Below are 15,180 nucleotides of genomic sequence, written 5' to 3'. Positions count from 1 at the left end.
TCACCGTGACTTCCCCGATGACCGTTTCCGCCCCCGCCGTGCGCGCTCCGCGTGCGGTGGCTGGTCGGCGTGCGCTGCAACTGGCGCTGCTCGTCATCGGTTTGGTCGCCCTCGGAATTCTGTGCGGCGGCCGGGCTCACGCGGACGAGGCGTCAGGCGCCGCCGAGACCCTGCGCGACACGGTCTCGGGGTCCGTGCAGGAGCCGTCCGGCACGTCCGGCGCGGCCACCGTTTCCGAGCGGGCCGTGGAGCCCGTACGGGAGCAGGGCACGCGGCCGGTGGGCGAGGAGTTCACCGGCCCGGCGCTGGAGCGGGCCTCGGGGCCCGTGCGGGACCAGGTCGCCGAGCCGGCCCGCGAGGCGCTCGTGGAGCCCGTCCGTGAGCGGGGCACCGCCCCCGCGAGCGACCGGGTCGCCGAGCCCGCGCTGGACCGCGCCGCCGGACCCGTGGAGCACCGGGTGGCCGATCCCGTCCGCACCGAGGTCGTCGGGCCCGTCCTCCGGGACGCGGCCGGCGGTGCCGCGCGGGACGCCGATCTCGCACCCGGCGCCGCACTCGTCCAGGGCGCCGTGGCTCCCGTACGGACCACCGTGACCGAGCCCCTGCTCGGCGTCGTGCGCGATGTCGCGGGGCCGGTCCGGGAGCTGGGCGAGGAGGTCGTCGACGGCCTTGCCGCCGCACCCGCGGCGCTGGCCTCCGGGGCGTCGGACTGGCCGGGACTGCCGGGACTGCCCGGGCTGCCCGGACTGCACGAGCTTCCCGGGACGCCCGTACCGGCGCAGCCCGGCACGGCACCCGCACCGGACGCGGGTGCGCCCGCGCACCCGCACGGGGACCGGTCCGGCGACCGCCCGCACCGCACCCCGTCGGCCGTGCCGGCGGCATGTTCCGCGACGGCGGTCTTCGGCGGCGCGTACCGCCACGGCGCCCGCGCCGCGGCCGGCGCCGTCCCCGCGGCCGCCCGGCCCGCCGGGCCCGGCGCCCCGGCGCGTCCCGACGGTGTCCCCTCGGCCGGTGCGGTCGCGGGGGACGGGGGCTCGCCGCGGCACGGCGATCTCCACGCGGCGGCGTTCGGCGACCGCCTCCCCGTCGTCCTCCCGGCCCGTGGCGTCGCGCCCGGATCCGGTCCGGCCGTGATCGACCGGCACCAGGACATTCCCGCTTTCCCCGGCTAGGGCAGCCCCTTCCCCGCTCGTGACCTGTCGCGCGGGGGCGGAACAGGTCTGCCCCGTATCCGGAGGCCGGAGCACCCGGCCCGCCGGACCCCAGCCGGAACATGAAGGAAGCACGTACGCCATGAACAAGAACCTCCGCCGCTCGATCGTCATAGCCGCCGGTGTCTCGGGGGCCTGGGCCCTCGGCTCGGCCGTCGCCAGCGCCGACGAGCTGCCCGCCCACTCCCTGTCGGTCCCCGACCTCCCGGTCTCCGACCTGTCGGTGCCGGACCTCTCGGACGCCGGCCTCTCGGTGCCCGACGCCACCACCCCGGACGTCTCGGCCCCCGACGTCTCCGCCCCCGCGCTGTCCGTCCCGGACGTCTCCGTGGGCGGCCAGGCCGGTGACGCCATCGCCGGCACGCAGCACACCGTGAAGAAGCTCGCCGACAGGGCCGAGGCCCCGCAGGCCGCCCCGGCCCTGCGTGGGCACGGCGACCACGTCGCGCAGGTCGCCGAGCAGACGAAGCAGGCCGAGGTCGACTACCTCTTCGGCCCGCTGTCCGACTTCGCCCCCGAGCTCCAGCAGCAGCTCCACGCCCAGGTCGCGCAGGCCCCGGGCACCATCTCCATGACCGCCGCCTCCGCGCAGCGGGCCGCGGGCCCGATCGCCGACGAGACGGTCGCCGCCGCGCTGCCGCCCGTGGCCGGGCACGCCGTCGACAGCGTGCTGCCCGTCGTCGGGCAGACGGTCGGCGAGGTGACCGGCGACGTGACCGGTTCGGTGCTGCCGCCGGTCGCCGCGACCGCCGTCCACGGCGTGCTGCCCGTCGCCGGCCAGGCGGTCGGCGACGCGGGCGTCCTCGCGTACGGGGTCACCGGCGACGTCACGCCGTTCGTCGGCACGGTCGTCGGTGACGACGTCGCGCCGTTCGCCACTGGTGTCACCGGCCAGGTCCACCCGCTGGCGACCGGTGTCGTCGGCGAGGTCGGCCCGTTCGCGCAGGGTCTGGTCGCCGACGACGTGGCGCCGTTCGCCACGGGCGTGGTCGGCGCCGTCCAGCCGCTCGTCCAGACGGTCGTCGACCAGGTCAGCCCGGTCGTGTACGGCGTCGGCACCAGCGCGCACGGCCTGACCCAGGGCGTGACCGGCGACGTCGCCCCGTTCGCGGGCGCCGTGGTCGGCGACAACGTCGCGCCGTTCGTCCAGAACGTGGTCGGCGAGCACGTCGACCCGCTGGTCACCGGCGTCACGGGCCAGGTCGCCCCGTTCGCCCAGGACCTGACCGGCACCGTCGTGGCGGACGTCGACCCGCTCGCGGGCAACGCCGTCACCGGCGTGCAGGGCCTGGCCGGCTCGGTCGCCCCGAGCTACCTGCAGTACGGCACCGGCGTCTGATCCCGTAGCGGACCGGGCACACACAGACCGACGCCGCCGACCCCCGTACGGCCGAAAACCATCGGACGGGCGGGGGACCTCCGGCGGCCGGTCCGGGGCGGTCCCCGTCGGGGACGGGACCGCCCCGGCCGGGCCCCTGAACAGCGGGGCCCCTCGGATGGCCTCACCGTGCGCACCCCAGCACGGTGAGGCCGTATACCGCCCCCGGAGCCCGGAAACAAGTGCTGATCAGTGCCGCAAACAGGACGCTCTGTGACCGGTATCACCGCTCAGGTGTGATCTGCGAATTAGAAGGCATCGCGCAGCGGCGATAACCTGCGAGACGGACATGCCGCGTACCCGGCCACTGTGTACGCCTCGTACGCCTCCCTTGTGACAGCGGAGTCACGTTGCCCTTCGCGGCACGCCCACGCAGACAGCAGATATTTCAGAACGCTGAACCGCGAGATCACTGATAGGGACGGACGCGCGTGGACCTGTTCGAGTACCAGGCGAGGGACCTCTTCGCCAAGCACGGTGTACCGGTGCTGGCCGGTGAAGTCATCGACACGCCTCAGGCAGCCCGCGAGGCGACCGAGCGTCTTGGCGGCAAGTCCGTCGTCAAGGCCCAGGTGAAGGTCGGCGGCCGTGGCAAGGCGGGCGGCGTCAAGCTGGCCGCGAACGCCGACGAGGCCGTGGCCCGTGCCACCGACATCCTCGGTATGGACATCAAGGGCCACACGGTCCACAAGGTGATGATCGCCGAGCTGTCCCCGGAGATCGAGGCGGAGTACTACGTCTCGTACCTCCTCGACCGCACCAACCGCACCTTCCTGGCCATGGCCTCGGTGCAGGGCGGCATGGACATCGAGGAGGTCGCGGAGAAGACCCCCGAGGCCCTCGCGAAGGTCCCGGTCAACGCTGTGGACGGCGTGGACATCGCCAAGGCCCGCGAGATCGTGGCCCAGGCGAAGTTCCCGGCCGACGTGGCCGAGGGCGTCGCCGAGGCCATGGTCACCCTGTGGGACACCTTCGTCGCCGAGGACGCGCTCCTCGTCGAGGTGAACCCGCTGGTCAAGACCAAGGACGGTCGCATCCTGGCCCTGGACGGCAAGGTCTCGCTCGACGAGAACGCCGACTTCCGCCAGGCCGACCACGAGGCCCTTGAGGACAAGGACGCGGCCGACCCGCTCGAGGCCGCTGCCAAGGCCAAGGGCCTCAACTACGTCAAGCTCGACGGCGAGGTCGGCATCATCGGTAACGGTGCCGGTCTGGTCATGTCGACCCTGGACGTCGTCGCGTACGCCGGTGAGAACCACGGTGGGGTCAAGCCCGCCAACTTCCTCGACATCGGTGGCGGCGCCTCCGCCCAGGTGATGGCGAACGGCCTGGAGATCATCCTCGGCGACCCGGACGTCAAGTCCGTGTTCGTCAACGTCTTCGGTGGCATCACCGCCTGTGACGAGGTCGCCAACGGCATCGTCCAGGCGCTGGCGCTCCTCGAGGAGAAGGGCGAGAAGGTGGAGAAGCCGCTCGTCGTCCGCCTCGACGGCAACAACGCCGAGCTGGGTCGCAAGATCCTCTCCGACGCCAACCACCCGCTGGTGCAGCGCGTGGACACCATGGACGGCGCGGCCGACAAGGCCGCCGAGCTCGCGGCCGCGAAGTAAGGGACGAGGGACAGAACAGCCATGGCTATCTTCCTCAACAAGGACAGCAAGGTCATCGTCCAGGGCATGACCGGTGCCACGGGCATGAAGCACACCAAGCTCATGCTGGGTGACGGCACCAACATCGTCGGCGGTGTGAACCCGCGCAAGGCGGGCACGAAGGTCGACTTCGACGGCACCGAGGTGCCGGTCTTCGGCACGGTCAAGGAGGCCATGGAGGCGACGGGCGCCAACGTCTCCGTCCTCTTCGTGCCCCCGGCCTTCTCCAAGGCCGCCGTGGTCGAGGCGATCGACGCCGAGATCCCCCTCGCCGTCGTCATCACCGAGGGCATCGCCGTCCACGACTCCGCCGCCTTCTGGGCGTACGCGCAGTCGAAGGGCAACAAGACCCGCATCATCGGCCCGAACTGCCCCGGTCTCATCACCCCGGGCCAGTCGAACGCCGGCATCATCCCGGGCGACATCACGAAGCCGGGCCGCATCGGCCTGGTCTCGAAGTCCGGCACGCTGACGTACCAGATGATGTACGAGCTCCGTGACATCGGCTTCTCGTCCGCCGTCGGCATCGGTGGCGACCCGGTCATCGGCACGACGCACATCGACGCCCTCGAGGCGTTCGAGGCCGACCCCGACACCGACCTGATCGTCATGATCGGTGAGATCGGCGGCGACGCCGAGGAGCGTGCGGCGGACTACATCGCCAAGCACGTCACCAAGCCGGTCGTCGGTTACGTCGCGGGCTTCACCGCCCCCGAGGGCAAGACCATGGGCCACGCCGGCGCCATCGTCTCCGGTTCCTCCGGCACCGCACAGGCCAAGAAGGAGGCCCTGGAGGCCGCCGGCGTCAAGGTCGGCAAGACCCCGACCGAGACCGCCAAGCTGGCGCGCGAGCTGCTTTCCTAGTTCGCACTCAGGCCGCGTACGACAGCGGGCCCGCACCGGAACTCTCCGGTGCGGGCCCGCTGTCGTCTGTCCGCTGTCGTCTCACTCCGCCGCGGGGGCCAGGCGCTGCGGACCGCCGCTCAGCTCGGCCCGCAGCCGCTGCCGCAGCTTCCGGTCGTGCTCCGTCATGTGCTGCGGGCCGGTCAGGGGCGGTACGCCGCTGATGGGGGCGCCCGGCGCGGGCACCGGCTCGTACCTGGTCGGCGCCACCCGCACGGTGAGCGCCGTCGCGCCGACGATCAGCACCGTCACGGCGATCGCGGCCCGGGTCCAGAACCGGGTGCGCTTCTCGCCGCCGCTGCGCACCTGCGTCGACCGGGGCGCGTCCAGCTTCTCCGAGCCCGCCAGCTCGGTCAGCCGCTGGTGGAGCTCCTCGGGCACGGTGAGGTCGGGCAGCTGCTCCGCGACGGCCTCCCGGGCGTGCAGCACCCGGTTGGCGGCGGCCGGGGTGCTGGCCTCCGTCTCGGCCGCGGTCTCCGGCAGGTTCAGGCCCACGCCGTCGTAGAGCAGCAGCGTGCGCCGGTACGCGGGGGGCAGGCTGAGCAGCGCGTCGAGCAGCTTGCGGTCCTCCGGGTCGGCGGGCGGGGCCTCCGGGACGCGGTGGGCGCGGCGCAGCCGGTGCCAGGGCGACATCGCGTACTCGTAGGCCGCGGCCCGCACCCAGCCCGCCGGGTCCGGGTCGACGGCGACCTCGGGCCAGCGCTCCCAGGCCAGCTGGAACGCCCGCTCGACGGACTCCCGGGCCAGCGCGCGACGGCCCGTCAGGAGGTAGGTCTGGCGCACGAGATAGGGCGCGCAGTGTGCGTAGAGGGCGTCGAAGGCCTCGGGCGGGGTGCCGGGCCGGTCCGTCGGTTCGGGCTCGCGCCGCGGTGCGTTGCGGCGGGCCGGTCGGGCGGGGGAGGGGGCCCGGCGGTTCCCGCGCGCGGGGGTGGCAGGGGCGCCGGCGCCCACGAGTTCGGGCTCGGCGGTCGTCTTCGCGGGCTCGACCGGCTCGGCCGGTTGGGCGAGTTCGGAGAGGAGGCGTGCGTACGCCTCCGCCTTCCGGCCCCGCGGGGTGGTGCGGCCCGACTCCCAGGAGCGGACCGTCTCACGTGTCACGCCGACCTTCGTGGCGACCTGAGCCTGGGTCAGCGACCGCGACTCGCGGAGCCTGCGGCGCTCCTTCGGTGTCGGGAGTGGGGTGGCAGCGCCCTGCGTCATGGTGAACTCCACACACCCTTTCGCGGGAAAAAGTACATAAACGTATCTTGAGCGACACATCCGTACTTCGCCTGTTACGCCGTGAAAGCGCGTGTCGTTGGGAGCATGGCCCGGTGACCCAGATGACCGGCCGTGGACCGTCGTTGCCCCTGCTCCTCACCCGAGTGCGGGAACGATCACCGGGGCCCGCCGCCGGGGCGTTCGGCGGAGTCCTCGCGGCCGGGCTCGGGCTCGGCGGGTGCGCGGTGCTCGTGACGGTGCTCTGGATCAGCTCCCCGTACCCGGACAGCGGACCCGACGGCGCCCTGCGCACCGCCGCGGCCCTGTGGCTGCTCGCCCACGGCGCGGACCTGGTCCGCACGGACACGCTGTCCGGGGTGCCCGCACCGATGGGCGTCAGCCCCCTGCTGCTGCTCGCCCTGCCCGTGTGGCTCGTGCACCGGGCCGCACGGGACGCCGCCGAGGGCACCGACGGGCGGCCCCTGCCGCAGTCCGGCGGGGTCTGGGCCGGAGTCGTGCTCGGCTATCTGCTGGCCGGGGCCGGCGCCGCGGTCTACGCCTCCGGCGGCGAACTGCGACCCTCCTGGCCGAGCTGCGCGTTCCACCTGGTGGCCGTCACCGTTCTGGCGGCGGGCGCCGGGGTGTGGACCGCGCACGGAAGGCCGCGCGGCCCGCTGCCCGAGCGGCTCGCCCGGCACGTGGACCGGCTGCCGCGCACCTTCGTCCACGAGGTGCTGCCGGTCGGGGCGCGGGCGGCGGCCGCCGGGATCGTCGTGCTGCTCGCCGGGGGCACGCTGGTGCTCGGCGCGGGCCTGGTCTGGCACGGGGGAGCGGTCCGTGACTCGCTCTTCCAGCTCACGGCGGCCTGGTCGGGCCGCTTCGCGGTGCTCCTGCTGTGTCTCGCCCTGCTGCCCAACGCGATGATCTGGGGCGCCGCCTACGCGCTCGGCCCCGGCTTCCTGCTCGGTACGGGGCACCAGGTCGGCCCGCTCGGCGGCGCGGCGGGGCCGTACCTGCCCGCGTTCCCGCTCCTCGAGGCGGTGCCGTCGGGGGCCACGGGGTCGCCGCTGACCTGGGCCGTCGGGGCGGTACCGGTGGTGGCGGCGCTGACCGTGGCCCGGTTCGTGGTGCGCGGGGCGGACGACGGCCTGCCGCTGAAGCGGGTCGCGGGCGCGGTCGGCACGGCGGCGGGCCTGTGCGGGGCGGCGCTCGCCGGGCTGGCCGTGGTCTCGGGCGGGGCGCTCGGCGTCCACGCCCTGTCCGCGTTCGGCCCCGTCGGCTGGCTCACCGGGGCGGCGGCGGTGGCGTGGATCGCGGTGCCGGGGCTGCCGGTGGCGCTCGGGGTCTGCTGGTGGCGCGGCCGTGAGTCCTCGGTCCGCCCGCGCCTGTCGGGCTGGGTCACGGACTGGAAGGAGCGCCGTCGCGCCGCGGCGGAGGCCAAGGACACCGCCCGGGCCGCGAAGGAGGCATCCGCCGGCTTCGAGCCCTACGACTTCTTCCACGGCCAGGACCAGGAGGACCGGGAGTTCTTCGACGCGGCCAAGCTGTCGCCGCCGTCCGTCACCCCGGATTCCGCCCCGCCGCAGGAAAACACGGGCTCGGACACGGCCCTGGCCCCAGCCCCAGCCCCGGCGGACCTGAAGGTCACGCCCCCGGCATCGACGGTCCAGACAGACCAGGCGGACCAGGCAGACCGGTCGGACCAGGCAGACCGAACGGACGGCGAGCCCGGAGACAGCTGACCGCCCGGCCCGCCCGCCGGGCCCGCAGGGATCAGCGCGTGCCGAGCAGCGGCCGGAGCTGCTCCGGAAGCTGCTGCTCGCAGGACTTCTCCGCCGCGTTCGTCAGAGCGTCCGCCCGGCACTCGTAGTAGTCCGCGTACACGAGCTTGAAGCTGAACATCGCGGCGACCAGGGCGAGGGCCAGTCCGCCCGTCACCAGGCCGCCCACCGCCGCCGTGGTCGGCGACCGGGTCGGCTCCGGCGCGGGCGCCGGCTTCGGGGCGTCCGGGTCCGCGGTGCCGGTCTTGCCGCGCAGCGCGCTGATGCCCCAGTACAGGGCGAGCGCGCCGAGCAGCAGGGCCACGTACGGCCAGCTGAACAGGGCGAAGAAGAAGCCCCACATGCCGGACAGCAGGGCGTAGCGCGCGCGGCGCTGGACCGGGTCCGTGGGGTCCCAGCGCATCCCGCCGCCCGGGCCGGGGCCCTGCCCGTCGGGACCGCCCTGGCCGCCGCCCCCGCCGGGACGCTCGCCGAAGCGGCCGCCGCCGGTACGGCCGGGCTGACGGTCGCTCCACTGACCGCCCCAGGGCGCCTGGCCCTGGGAGTCGTCAGAGCCGTCGGAGCCGTCAGAGGTGTCGGAGTTCTTGCGGCGGCGCGGCTGCCAGGGGCGGTCGGGCGTGCCCGCGGGCGGCGGCGCGAAGGGATTGTCGTCACCGGAACCGGACCCGGAGGACTCGGGCGCCTCCGGCTCCTTCTCCGTGGGTCGGCCTTCGCGCGAGAGGACGGCGCCGGCGTGCAGCGTGAGGCGAAGGCTTCGATCCGGCATCAGGTGTGCGTCTTCCCCTAGGTCGTGGACGAGGTGGAACGTCGGTCGGGCGGTGTGCTCGTCACGTCAACGTCCCACAACCGCCCGGCGTTCCGTCCCGCGCCGGTCTTCACCGGCGCATCCTGAACGCTGACGCTACCTCCCGCCCCGGCCCCCGTCCCGCGGGGGCTGTCCGGAGTGCCGGTATCGTTGCTGGCGGTCGGCCGCTTCGTAGGGTTCCCCGTATCGGGGACACCGAAGCCTTTGTACGACCATACAAAGTCGCAAGACGCTCAGTTCCCGAGAAAGGGCCCCGTCGTGGCCAAGGCCAAGCGCCTCGTCGTGCTGGTCTCCGGATCAGGCACGAATCTGCAGGCACTGCTCGACGCCGTCGCGGCGCAGGGCCCGGAGGCGTACGGGGCCGAGATCGTGGCCGTCGGCGCCGACCGCCCGGGCATCGCCGGTCTGGAGCGCGCCGAGCGCGCGGGACTGCCGACCTTCGTCTGCCGCGTGCAGGACCACGCCTCGCGCGACGAGTGGGACCGCGCGCTCGCCGAGGCGACCGCCGCGTACGAGCCCGACCTCGTGATCTCCGCGGGCTTCATGAAGATCGTGGGGAAGGAATTCCTCGCCCGGTTCGGCGGCCGGTTCGTGAACACGCACCCCGCCCTGCTGCCCAGTTTTCCCGGTGCGCACGGCGTGCGCGACGCGCTCGCGTACGGCGCCAAGGTCACCGGATGCACCGTCCACCTCGTCGACGACGGCGTCGACACCGGCCCGATCATCGCCCAGGGCGTGGTCGAGATCCGGGACGAGGACGACGAGAGCGCTCTGCACGAGCGCATCAAGGAAGTCGAGCGCACGCTGCTCGTGGAGGTCGTGGGGCGTCTGGCCCGTGACGGCTTCACCATCGAGGGACGAAAGGTAGTCATCCCGTGACCGCGGAAAACACCGCCGGAAGCAACAAGCGGCCCCTGCGCCGGGCCCTGGTCAGCGTCTACGACAAGACCGGTCTGGAGGACCTCGCGCGCGGGCTCCACGAGGCGGGCGTCGAGCTGGTGTCCACCGGTTCCACCGCCGCGAAGATCGCCGGTGCCGGGGTTCCGGTCACCAAGGTCGAGGAGCTCACCGGGTTCCCCGAGTGCCTCGACGGGCGGGTGAAGACCCTGCACCCCAAGGTGCACGCGGGCATCCTCGCCGACCTGCGTCTCGAGGACCACCGCAAGCAGCTCGACGAGCTGGGCGTGCAGCCGTTCGACCTCGTCGTCGTGAACCTCTACCCGTTCCGGGAGACCGTCGCCTCCGGCGCCACCCCCGACGAGTGCGTCGAGCAGATCGACATCGGCGGCCCCTCCATGGTCCGCGCCGCCGCCAAGAACCACCCCTCGGTCGCGGTCGTCACCAGCCCGGCCCGTTACGCGGACGTCCTCGTGGCGGCCAAGGACGGCGGCTTCGACCTCACCACCCGCAAGCGGCTCGCCGCCGAGGCCTTCCAGCACACCGCCGCCTACGACGTGGCCGTCGCCTCCTGGTTCGCCGACGACTACGCCGCCGCGGACTCCTCCGGCTTCCCCGACTTCCTGGGCGCCACGTACGAGCGCAAGAACGTGCTCCGCTACGGCGAGAACCCGCACCAGGGCGCCGCGCTCTACGTCGACGGCACGGGCGGCCTGGCCGAGGCCGAGCAGCTGCACGGCAAGGAGATGTCGTACAACAACTTCACGGACACGGACGCCGCGCGCCGTGCCGCGTACGACCACGAGGACCCGTGCGTCGCGATCATCAAGCACGCCAACCCGTGCGGTATCGCCGTCGCCTCGAACGTCGCGGAGGCTCACCGCAAGGCCCACGCCTGTGACCCGGTCTCGGCCTACGGCGGCGTCATCGCCGTGAACCGCCCGGTCACCAAGGAGATGGCCGAGCAGGTCGCCGACATCTTCACCGAGGTCATCGTCGCGCCCGACTACGAGGACGGCGCGCTCGAGGCCCTCACCAAGAAGAAGAACATCCGCGTGCTGCGCGCCCCGAACGGCCCGTCCGCGAAGGTCGAGACGAAGCAGATCGACGGCGGCGCGCTCCTCCAGGTCGCCGACCGCATCCAGGCCGACGGCGACAACCCGGCCACCTGGACGCTCGCGACCGGCGACGCCCTCTCGCAGGGCGAGCTGGACGAGCTGGCGTTCGCGTGGAAGGCCTGCCGCGCCGTGAAGTCCAACGCGATCCTGCTCGCCAAGGACGGCGCCTCGGTCGGCGTCGGCATGGGCCAGGTCAACCGCGTCGACTCCTGCAAGCTCGCCGTCGAGCGGGCCGGCGAGGAGCGGGCGCGCGGCTCGTACGCCGCCTCCGACGCCTTCTTCCCGTTCCCGGACGGGCCGCAGATCCTGTTCGACGCCGGCGTGAAGGCGGTCGTGCAGCCCGGCGGTTCCATCCGTGACGAGCAGGTCGTCGAGGCCGCCAAGAAGGCCGGCGTGACGATGTACTTCACGGGCACGCGTCACTTCTTCCACTGACGCACGAAGCAGTGAACGGGTGAGGGCCCGCCGGTCACCGACCGGCGGGCCCTCACCTTTGCCCACACGTCCCCCGGACGGACCCTCGGACGTCCGAGGCTGTCAGCGGGCGCCCCCGCGAGCACGATGAACTCGACCGCAACACCCGAACGACCACGGGGAGTTCAGCTCATGCGTCTTCGTCTCCTGCTCGGCACCGCAGCCACCGCCGCCGGTGTCGCCGCCGTCAGCCTGGTACCCACCGCCACCGCCTCGCCCGCGTCCCCGGCCCGCGCCGAGCGGGTCGCCGCCGCCTCGCCGAGCGTGTCGCCGGCCGCGCCGTACTTCTACTCCGACGGCCCCGGCTACACCTGCCCGACCGGCAACCTGTGCGTGCGCACCTGGGACCCGAACAAGGGCCAGTACAAGGTGTTCAAGCTCTACGAGTGCCACACCTACTCGCTGTCCTACTTCAAGGGCAACGGCGGCTACGCCAACTTCCAGACCGGTGACCGGGCGACCGCCACCTTCTACGGCCAGTCCGGCAACGTCGTGAAGAACGTGCCGGTCGACGCCCAGTCCACCAGCTACGACTGGGGCCCGGTCTGGAAGATCCGCAACTGCTACTGACCACGACCGCTACTGACCGGCCTTCGGCGGCGGCGCGTACGCCTTCAGCCAGTGCCCGACCCGGTCCGCGTACGGGCGGACCCGGTCGGGGACGCCGCCCTCCTTGTTCACCGTCCCGGCGGAGGTGCGGTAGCCGACCGCGACGAGCACGCCGCGCTCTCCCTCGACCCGGCCGGGCGGGGCGAGCTGGCGGGCGATGTCGCAGGCGTAGCGCCCCACCGCCGGGATCGACACGTCCGGGGGGAACGGCGGCCGCAGATCCTTGATCACCTGGGGTCTGCGGCGCGGGTCGATCCAGTACCAGAGGACGGACGGGGTCCAGCGGGCGATGCCGTACTCGTCCTTGCCGGGGTCGGACAGATCCGGGTCGAAGCCGCTCTCCGCCTTCAGGATCGCGGCGATCAGGGCCGGGGTGACCTCCGGCTCGCGGCAGCCGTGCGCGGCGTCCACGATCAGCTTCCGGTAGCGCACCGGGACGCCCGCGTCGGTGCGCAGCTCGGACGCGCCGTACCGCGCGGCGGCCTTCCCGTCGCCGCCCGAAGTGCCGTCTCCGGGAGCGCCGCCGCCGGTCAGCGCGAGCGTCACCCCGCCCGCCGCGAGGACCGCCACAACCGCACCCGCCGCCCAGGCCAGGACCCGGCGCCGACGGGGTCCGAGCGGCCGCCGTGCGGACCGGACACCCGTGGCCGCCTCCACCCGGCGCAGCAGTTCCGCGGCGTCCAGGGCGGCGCGCTCCTCGTGCGTGCGGGCGAGACAGTCGGTGACGATGCCGCGCCAGGCGTCGGGGACGCCGGGGGCGAGCCGCAGTTCGTCGCCGCCCCGCGCGTAGCGCACCGCCGCGTCACGGCGCGCGGCGGGCGTGCCGCCGGGCAGCGGGAACGCCCCGCTGAGCACCAGATGGGCGAGGACGCCGAACGCCCAGACGTCCGCCGTCGGCCGGATCTTCTGCCCGCGCTCGCCGATCTCCGCCCACAGGAGCTCCGGCGGCGTGTAGTCGGGTGTCGCGAAGGCGGGCGTGTAGGCGTGCGTGCCGTCCAGCTCGGCCGCCATGTTGAAGTCGGCCAGCCGCACCGAGCCGTCGGCGAGCAGCAGCACGTTGGCCGGTTTCAGGTCCCCGTGCACCCACCCCGCCCGGTGCAGCTGGTACAGCCCCTGGCAGACCTGGGCGAGCAGCTCCGGGGCGTGCGGCGGAGCCGGCGTCCGCTCGAGCAGCCCGGCCAGCGAGCCCTCGGCCAGCTCCAGTACGAGGACGGTGGCGCCGTCGAGCCCGGGCTGGTCCGGCGCGTCGACGGTGAGGGTCTCGTAGAGCCGGACCAGCCGGGGCGTGTCCCGCAGCCGGCGCAGCAACTGCACCTCCCGGTCCGCCAGCTCCCGCAGGTGGGAGAGCTGGCGCGGGGTGCGGGTGCCGGTCGGCAGGAACTTCAGGGCGGCCGTGCGCGGCAGCGTGTCCGACGGCCGGGCACGCCGGGCCGCGTACACCGTGCCGAAGGCTCCGGAGGCGAGCGGCTCGCGCACCTCCCAGTGGCCGATCCGGAACCCCTTCGCGACCCGCACGGTGTGCCCGAAGGAGCCCCCGGACCCGCTCACGACCGCCCCGGGCCGCCGCTCAGCACCGCCAGGTCGTCCTCCCGCACGAGGTCGAAGCGGAGGGCGAGGGAGGCGAGGGACTCCCGCTTGCCGTTGAGGCGCGGGCCGGGGTCCCAGGTGTCGGGGCCGGACTTCAGGCGCAGCTTCACCGCGAGGTAGTCGATGTTCCACTGCACGGCGGAGCGGCTCGACGCGGGCCAGGTCGGGCGCAGCCGCTCGGCGATCTGGTCGACGGTCGGCAGCGCGGCGTGCGGTTGCCCGCGCAGCCGGGGCTCGCACAGTGCGGCCAGGACCGCGAAGTACCGCTTGCCCGGGTCCAGGCTGAACGCGGGCGCGGTCGGCGCCCCCTCGCCGGCCCGGCCCGGGCCCCGCGCGTAGTCGTGCCGCGGCGCCCACACCTCGAACGGCAGCAGGTCGCCCGCGGCGGGCAGCACCACCCGGGAGAACTCGAAGGGCACCGGCGCGTCCAGCCGGCCCGCGGCGACCTTGATGTGCTCGCCCGCGCCCTCCGGGTTCTCCACCACGTAGGTCTGCCGCGAGCTGAGATTGCTCAGCACCCAGAAGGTGCCCTGGGCGGCGATCTCGCCCGCGACGCGCGACACGCCCTCGTGCGCGAACGTCAGGTCGTTGCTCCGGTCGCAGCGCCCGAAGCGCAGGCGCTCACCCGGGCCGAGCCGGAACTGCCCCCGCGGCTCCGTGTCCGGCGCGGGCACGACGATCACACTGTGCATGGTGGTGGCCCACCTTCCCCCGATTTCCGAGCGTTCCCCGGATTTCTCCGGCGGTCCGTGACTCAGCGTAGGGAAAGGGGCCGACCCGGATAAAGCGGATGGCCGCAAACCCCCCGAACGTAGGGGTGTTTGCGGCCATCTCCGGGACGGGCGGTCGGTCAGCCCTTCACGTTCACCACGACCGTGCTCGCGACCTTGTCGTGCCAGCCCTGCATACGGCCGGACTTGTCCCAGAACGGGGACAGATAGACGAGGAGCTGGCCGATGCCGCAGGCGAAGATGCCGACGACGGGGATGACCCAGCGCAGCAGGGCGGAGGCGAGGCCGGGCTTGCGGCCGTCGTCCACCTTCAGGACCCGGATGCCGACCGCCAGCTTGCCCAGCGTGCCGCCGGCGAAGGCGGTCATCAGGACCTCGTAGAGGAACACGACGACCAGCATCCCGAGCATCACCGGGATGATGCCGGCGTAGAAGTCCGTCATGGCGTCCTGGACGCAGCTGTTGAACGCGTCGGTGTCCGAGGAGTCACAGGACGTCAGGGCGTCGAAGTAGTCCGCCATCGCCGGGCGCATCAGCGCGAAGTTGATGATGGAGAGCGGGATGCCGTCGATCAGGCGGGCGCCGAGCCTGCGCCCCATCGAGGCCAGCGGCGGAACCCCGCCCGGAACCATCGGGCCGCCCGGCTGCTGCGGGTACGCCCCGTAGGGCTGGCCCGGCTGCTGCGGGTGGCCGTAGCCCTGCGGCGGCACGCCCTGTGGGGCCTGCTGTCCGTACGGGGTGCCCTGGGGCGGCTGCTGGCCGTAGGGGTTGTTCGGGTCGCCGAAACTCATGGCGGGTTTTCCTCCGGGGACGACAAGGAGAGAGCGGTGCCGA

13 protein-coding genes are annotated in these 15,180 nt (G+C 73.5%); 8 read left to right on the top strand and 5 right to left on the bottom strand.

Annotated features, from left to right (window positions below; translation table 11 throughout):
• Nucleotides 1-17: 17 nt before the first annotated feature.
• The 4 genes from ACIBTU_RS27280 (at nt 18) to sucD (ending at nt 5,105) form a co-directional block, all read left to right on the top strand.
• The gene (locus ACIBTU_RS27280) at nt 18-1,175 is read left to right on the top strand and encodes a hypothetical protein (RefSeq protein ID WP_399129104.1); all 1,158 of its coding nucleotides are present in this window, start codon (nt 18-20) and stop codon (nt 1,173-1,175) included.
• 121 nt (nt 1,176-1,296) lie between these two features.
• A complete protein-coding gene (locus ACIBTU_RS27275; protein WP_399129102.1) occupies nt 1,297-2,553 on the top strand; it encodes a hypothetical protein in 1,257 nt (418 codons plus the stop codon).
• A gap of 470 nt (nt 2,554-3,023) precedes the next feature.
• Nucleotides 3,024-4,202: an ADP-forming succinate--CoA ligase subunit beta gene (gene sucC / locus ACIBTU_RS27270; RefSeq protein ID WP_399129101.1), complete on the top strand. Its 1,179-nt coding sequence runs from the start codon at nt 3,024-3,026 to the stop codon at nt 4,200-4,202.
• A 21-nt stretch (nt 4,203-4,223) separates the two neighbouring features.
• Nucleotides 4,224-5,105, top strand: a complete 882-nt coding sequence (gene sucD, locus ACIBTU_RS27265; protein WP_399129100.1) for a succinate--CoA ligase subunit alpha — start codon at nt 4,224-4,226, stop codon at nt 5,103-5,105.
• Between the two features lie 81 nt (nt 5,106-5,186).
• On the opposite strand, the gene ACIBTU_RS27260 is transcribed toward sucD, so the two are convergent.
• Nucleotides 5,187-6,344, bottom strand: coding sequence for a helix-turn-helix domain-containing protein (locus ACIBTU_RS27260; protein WP_399129099.1), 1,158 nt, complete (start codon nt 6,342-6,344; stop codon nt 5,187-5,189).
• Between the two features lie 122 nt (nt 6,345-6,466).
• Here ACIBTU_RS27260 and ACIBTU_RS27255 point away from each other — a divergent pair, with 122 nt between their 5' ends.
• A complete protein-coding gene (locus ACIBTU_RS27255; protein ID WP_399129198.1) occupies nt 6,467-8,086 on the top strand; it encodes a DUF6350 family protein in 1,620 nt (539 codons plus the stop codon).
• Between the two features lie 31 nt (nt 8,087-8,117).
• On the opposite strand, the gene ACIBTU_RS27250 is transcribed toward ACIBTU_RS27255, so the two are convergent.
• Nucleotides 8,118-8,891 (bottom strand): hypothetical protein, encoded by a 774-nt coding sequence (locus ACIBTU_RS27250; RefSeq protein WP_399129098.1) that lies wholly within the window; start codon nt 8,889-8,891, stop codon nt 8,118-8,120.
• Nucleotides 8,892-9,188: 297 nt separating this feature from the next.
• On the opposite strand from ACIBTU_RS27250, the gene purN reads away from it, so the two are divergent.
• From purN to ACIBTU_RS27235, 3 genes are all read left to right on the top strand, one after another.
• On the top strand, nt 9,189-9,809 hold the full coding sequence (purN, locus tag ACIBTU_RS27245; RefSeq protein ID WP_399129097.1) for a phosphoribosylglycinamide formyltransferase: 621 nt from the start codon (nt 9,189-9,191) through the stop codon (nt 9,807-9,809).
• The gene (purH, locus tag ACIBTU_RS27240) at nt 9,806-11,380 is read left to right on the top strand and encodes a bifunctional phosphoribosylaminoimidazolecarboxamide formyltransferase/IMP cyclohydrolase (protein ID WP_399129096.1); all 1,575 of its coding nucleotides are present in this window, start codon (nt 9,806-9,808) and stop codon (nt 11,378-11,380) included. Before purN ends, purH begins: the two co-directional genes overlap by 4 nt.
• 171 nt (nt 11,381-11,551) lie before the next feature.
• Complete coding sequence (locus tag ACIBTU_RS27235; protein WP_399129095.1) at nt 11,552-11,989, top strand: hypothetical protein; 438 nt, start codon at nt 11,552-11,554, stop codon at nt 11,987-11,989.
• Between the two features lie 9 nt (nt 11,990-11,998).
• On the opposite strand, the gene ACIBTU_RS27230 is transcribed toward ACIBTU_RS27235, so the two are convergent.
• The 3 genes from ACIBTU_RS27230 to ACIBTU_RS27220 all read right to left on the bottom strand — a co-directional run bounded on the left by ACIBTU_RS27230 (nt 11,999) and on the right by ACIBTU_RS27220 (nt 15,137).
• Entirely contained in the window at nt 11,999-13,576 is a 1,578-nt protein-coding gene (locus ACIBTU_RS27230) for a protein kinase (RefSeq protein ID WP_399129093.1), read from the bottom strand.
• Complete coding sequence (locus tag ACIBTU_RS27225; protein ID WP_399129092.1) at nt 13,573-14,307, bottom strand: FHA domain-containing protein; 735 nt, start codon at nt 14,305-14,307, stop codon at nt 13,573-13,575. Before ACIBTU_RS27225 ends, ACIBTU_RS27230 begins: the two co-directional genes overlap by 4 nt.
• A gap of 158 nt (nt 14,308-14,465) precedes the next feature.
• Entirely contained in the window at nt 14,466-15,137 is a 672-nt protein-coding gene (locus ACIBTU_RS27220) for an RDD family protein (RefSeq protein WP_399129091.1), read from the bottom strand.
• Nucleotides 15,138-15,180: the final 43 nt, after the last annotated feature.

Source organism: Streptomyces sp. NPDC050145, assembly GCF_044460245.1.
GTDB lineage: Bacteria > Actinomycetota > Actinomycetes > Streptomycetales > Streptomycetaceae > Streptomyces.
Note: the sequence above shows the minus strand (reverse complement) of the source record. Positions and strands in the feature narration are given on the sequence as shown.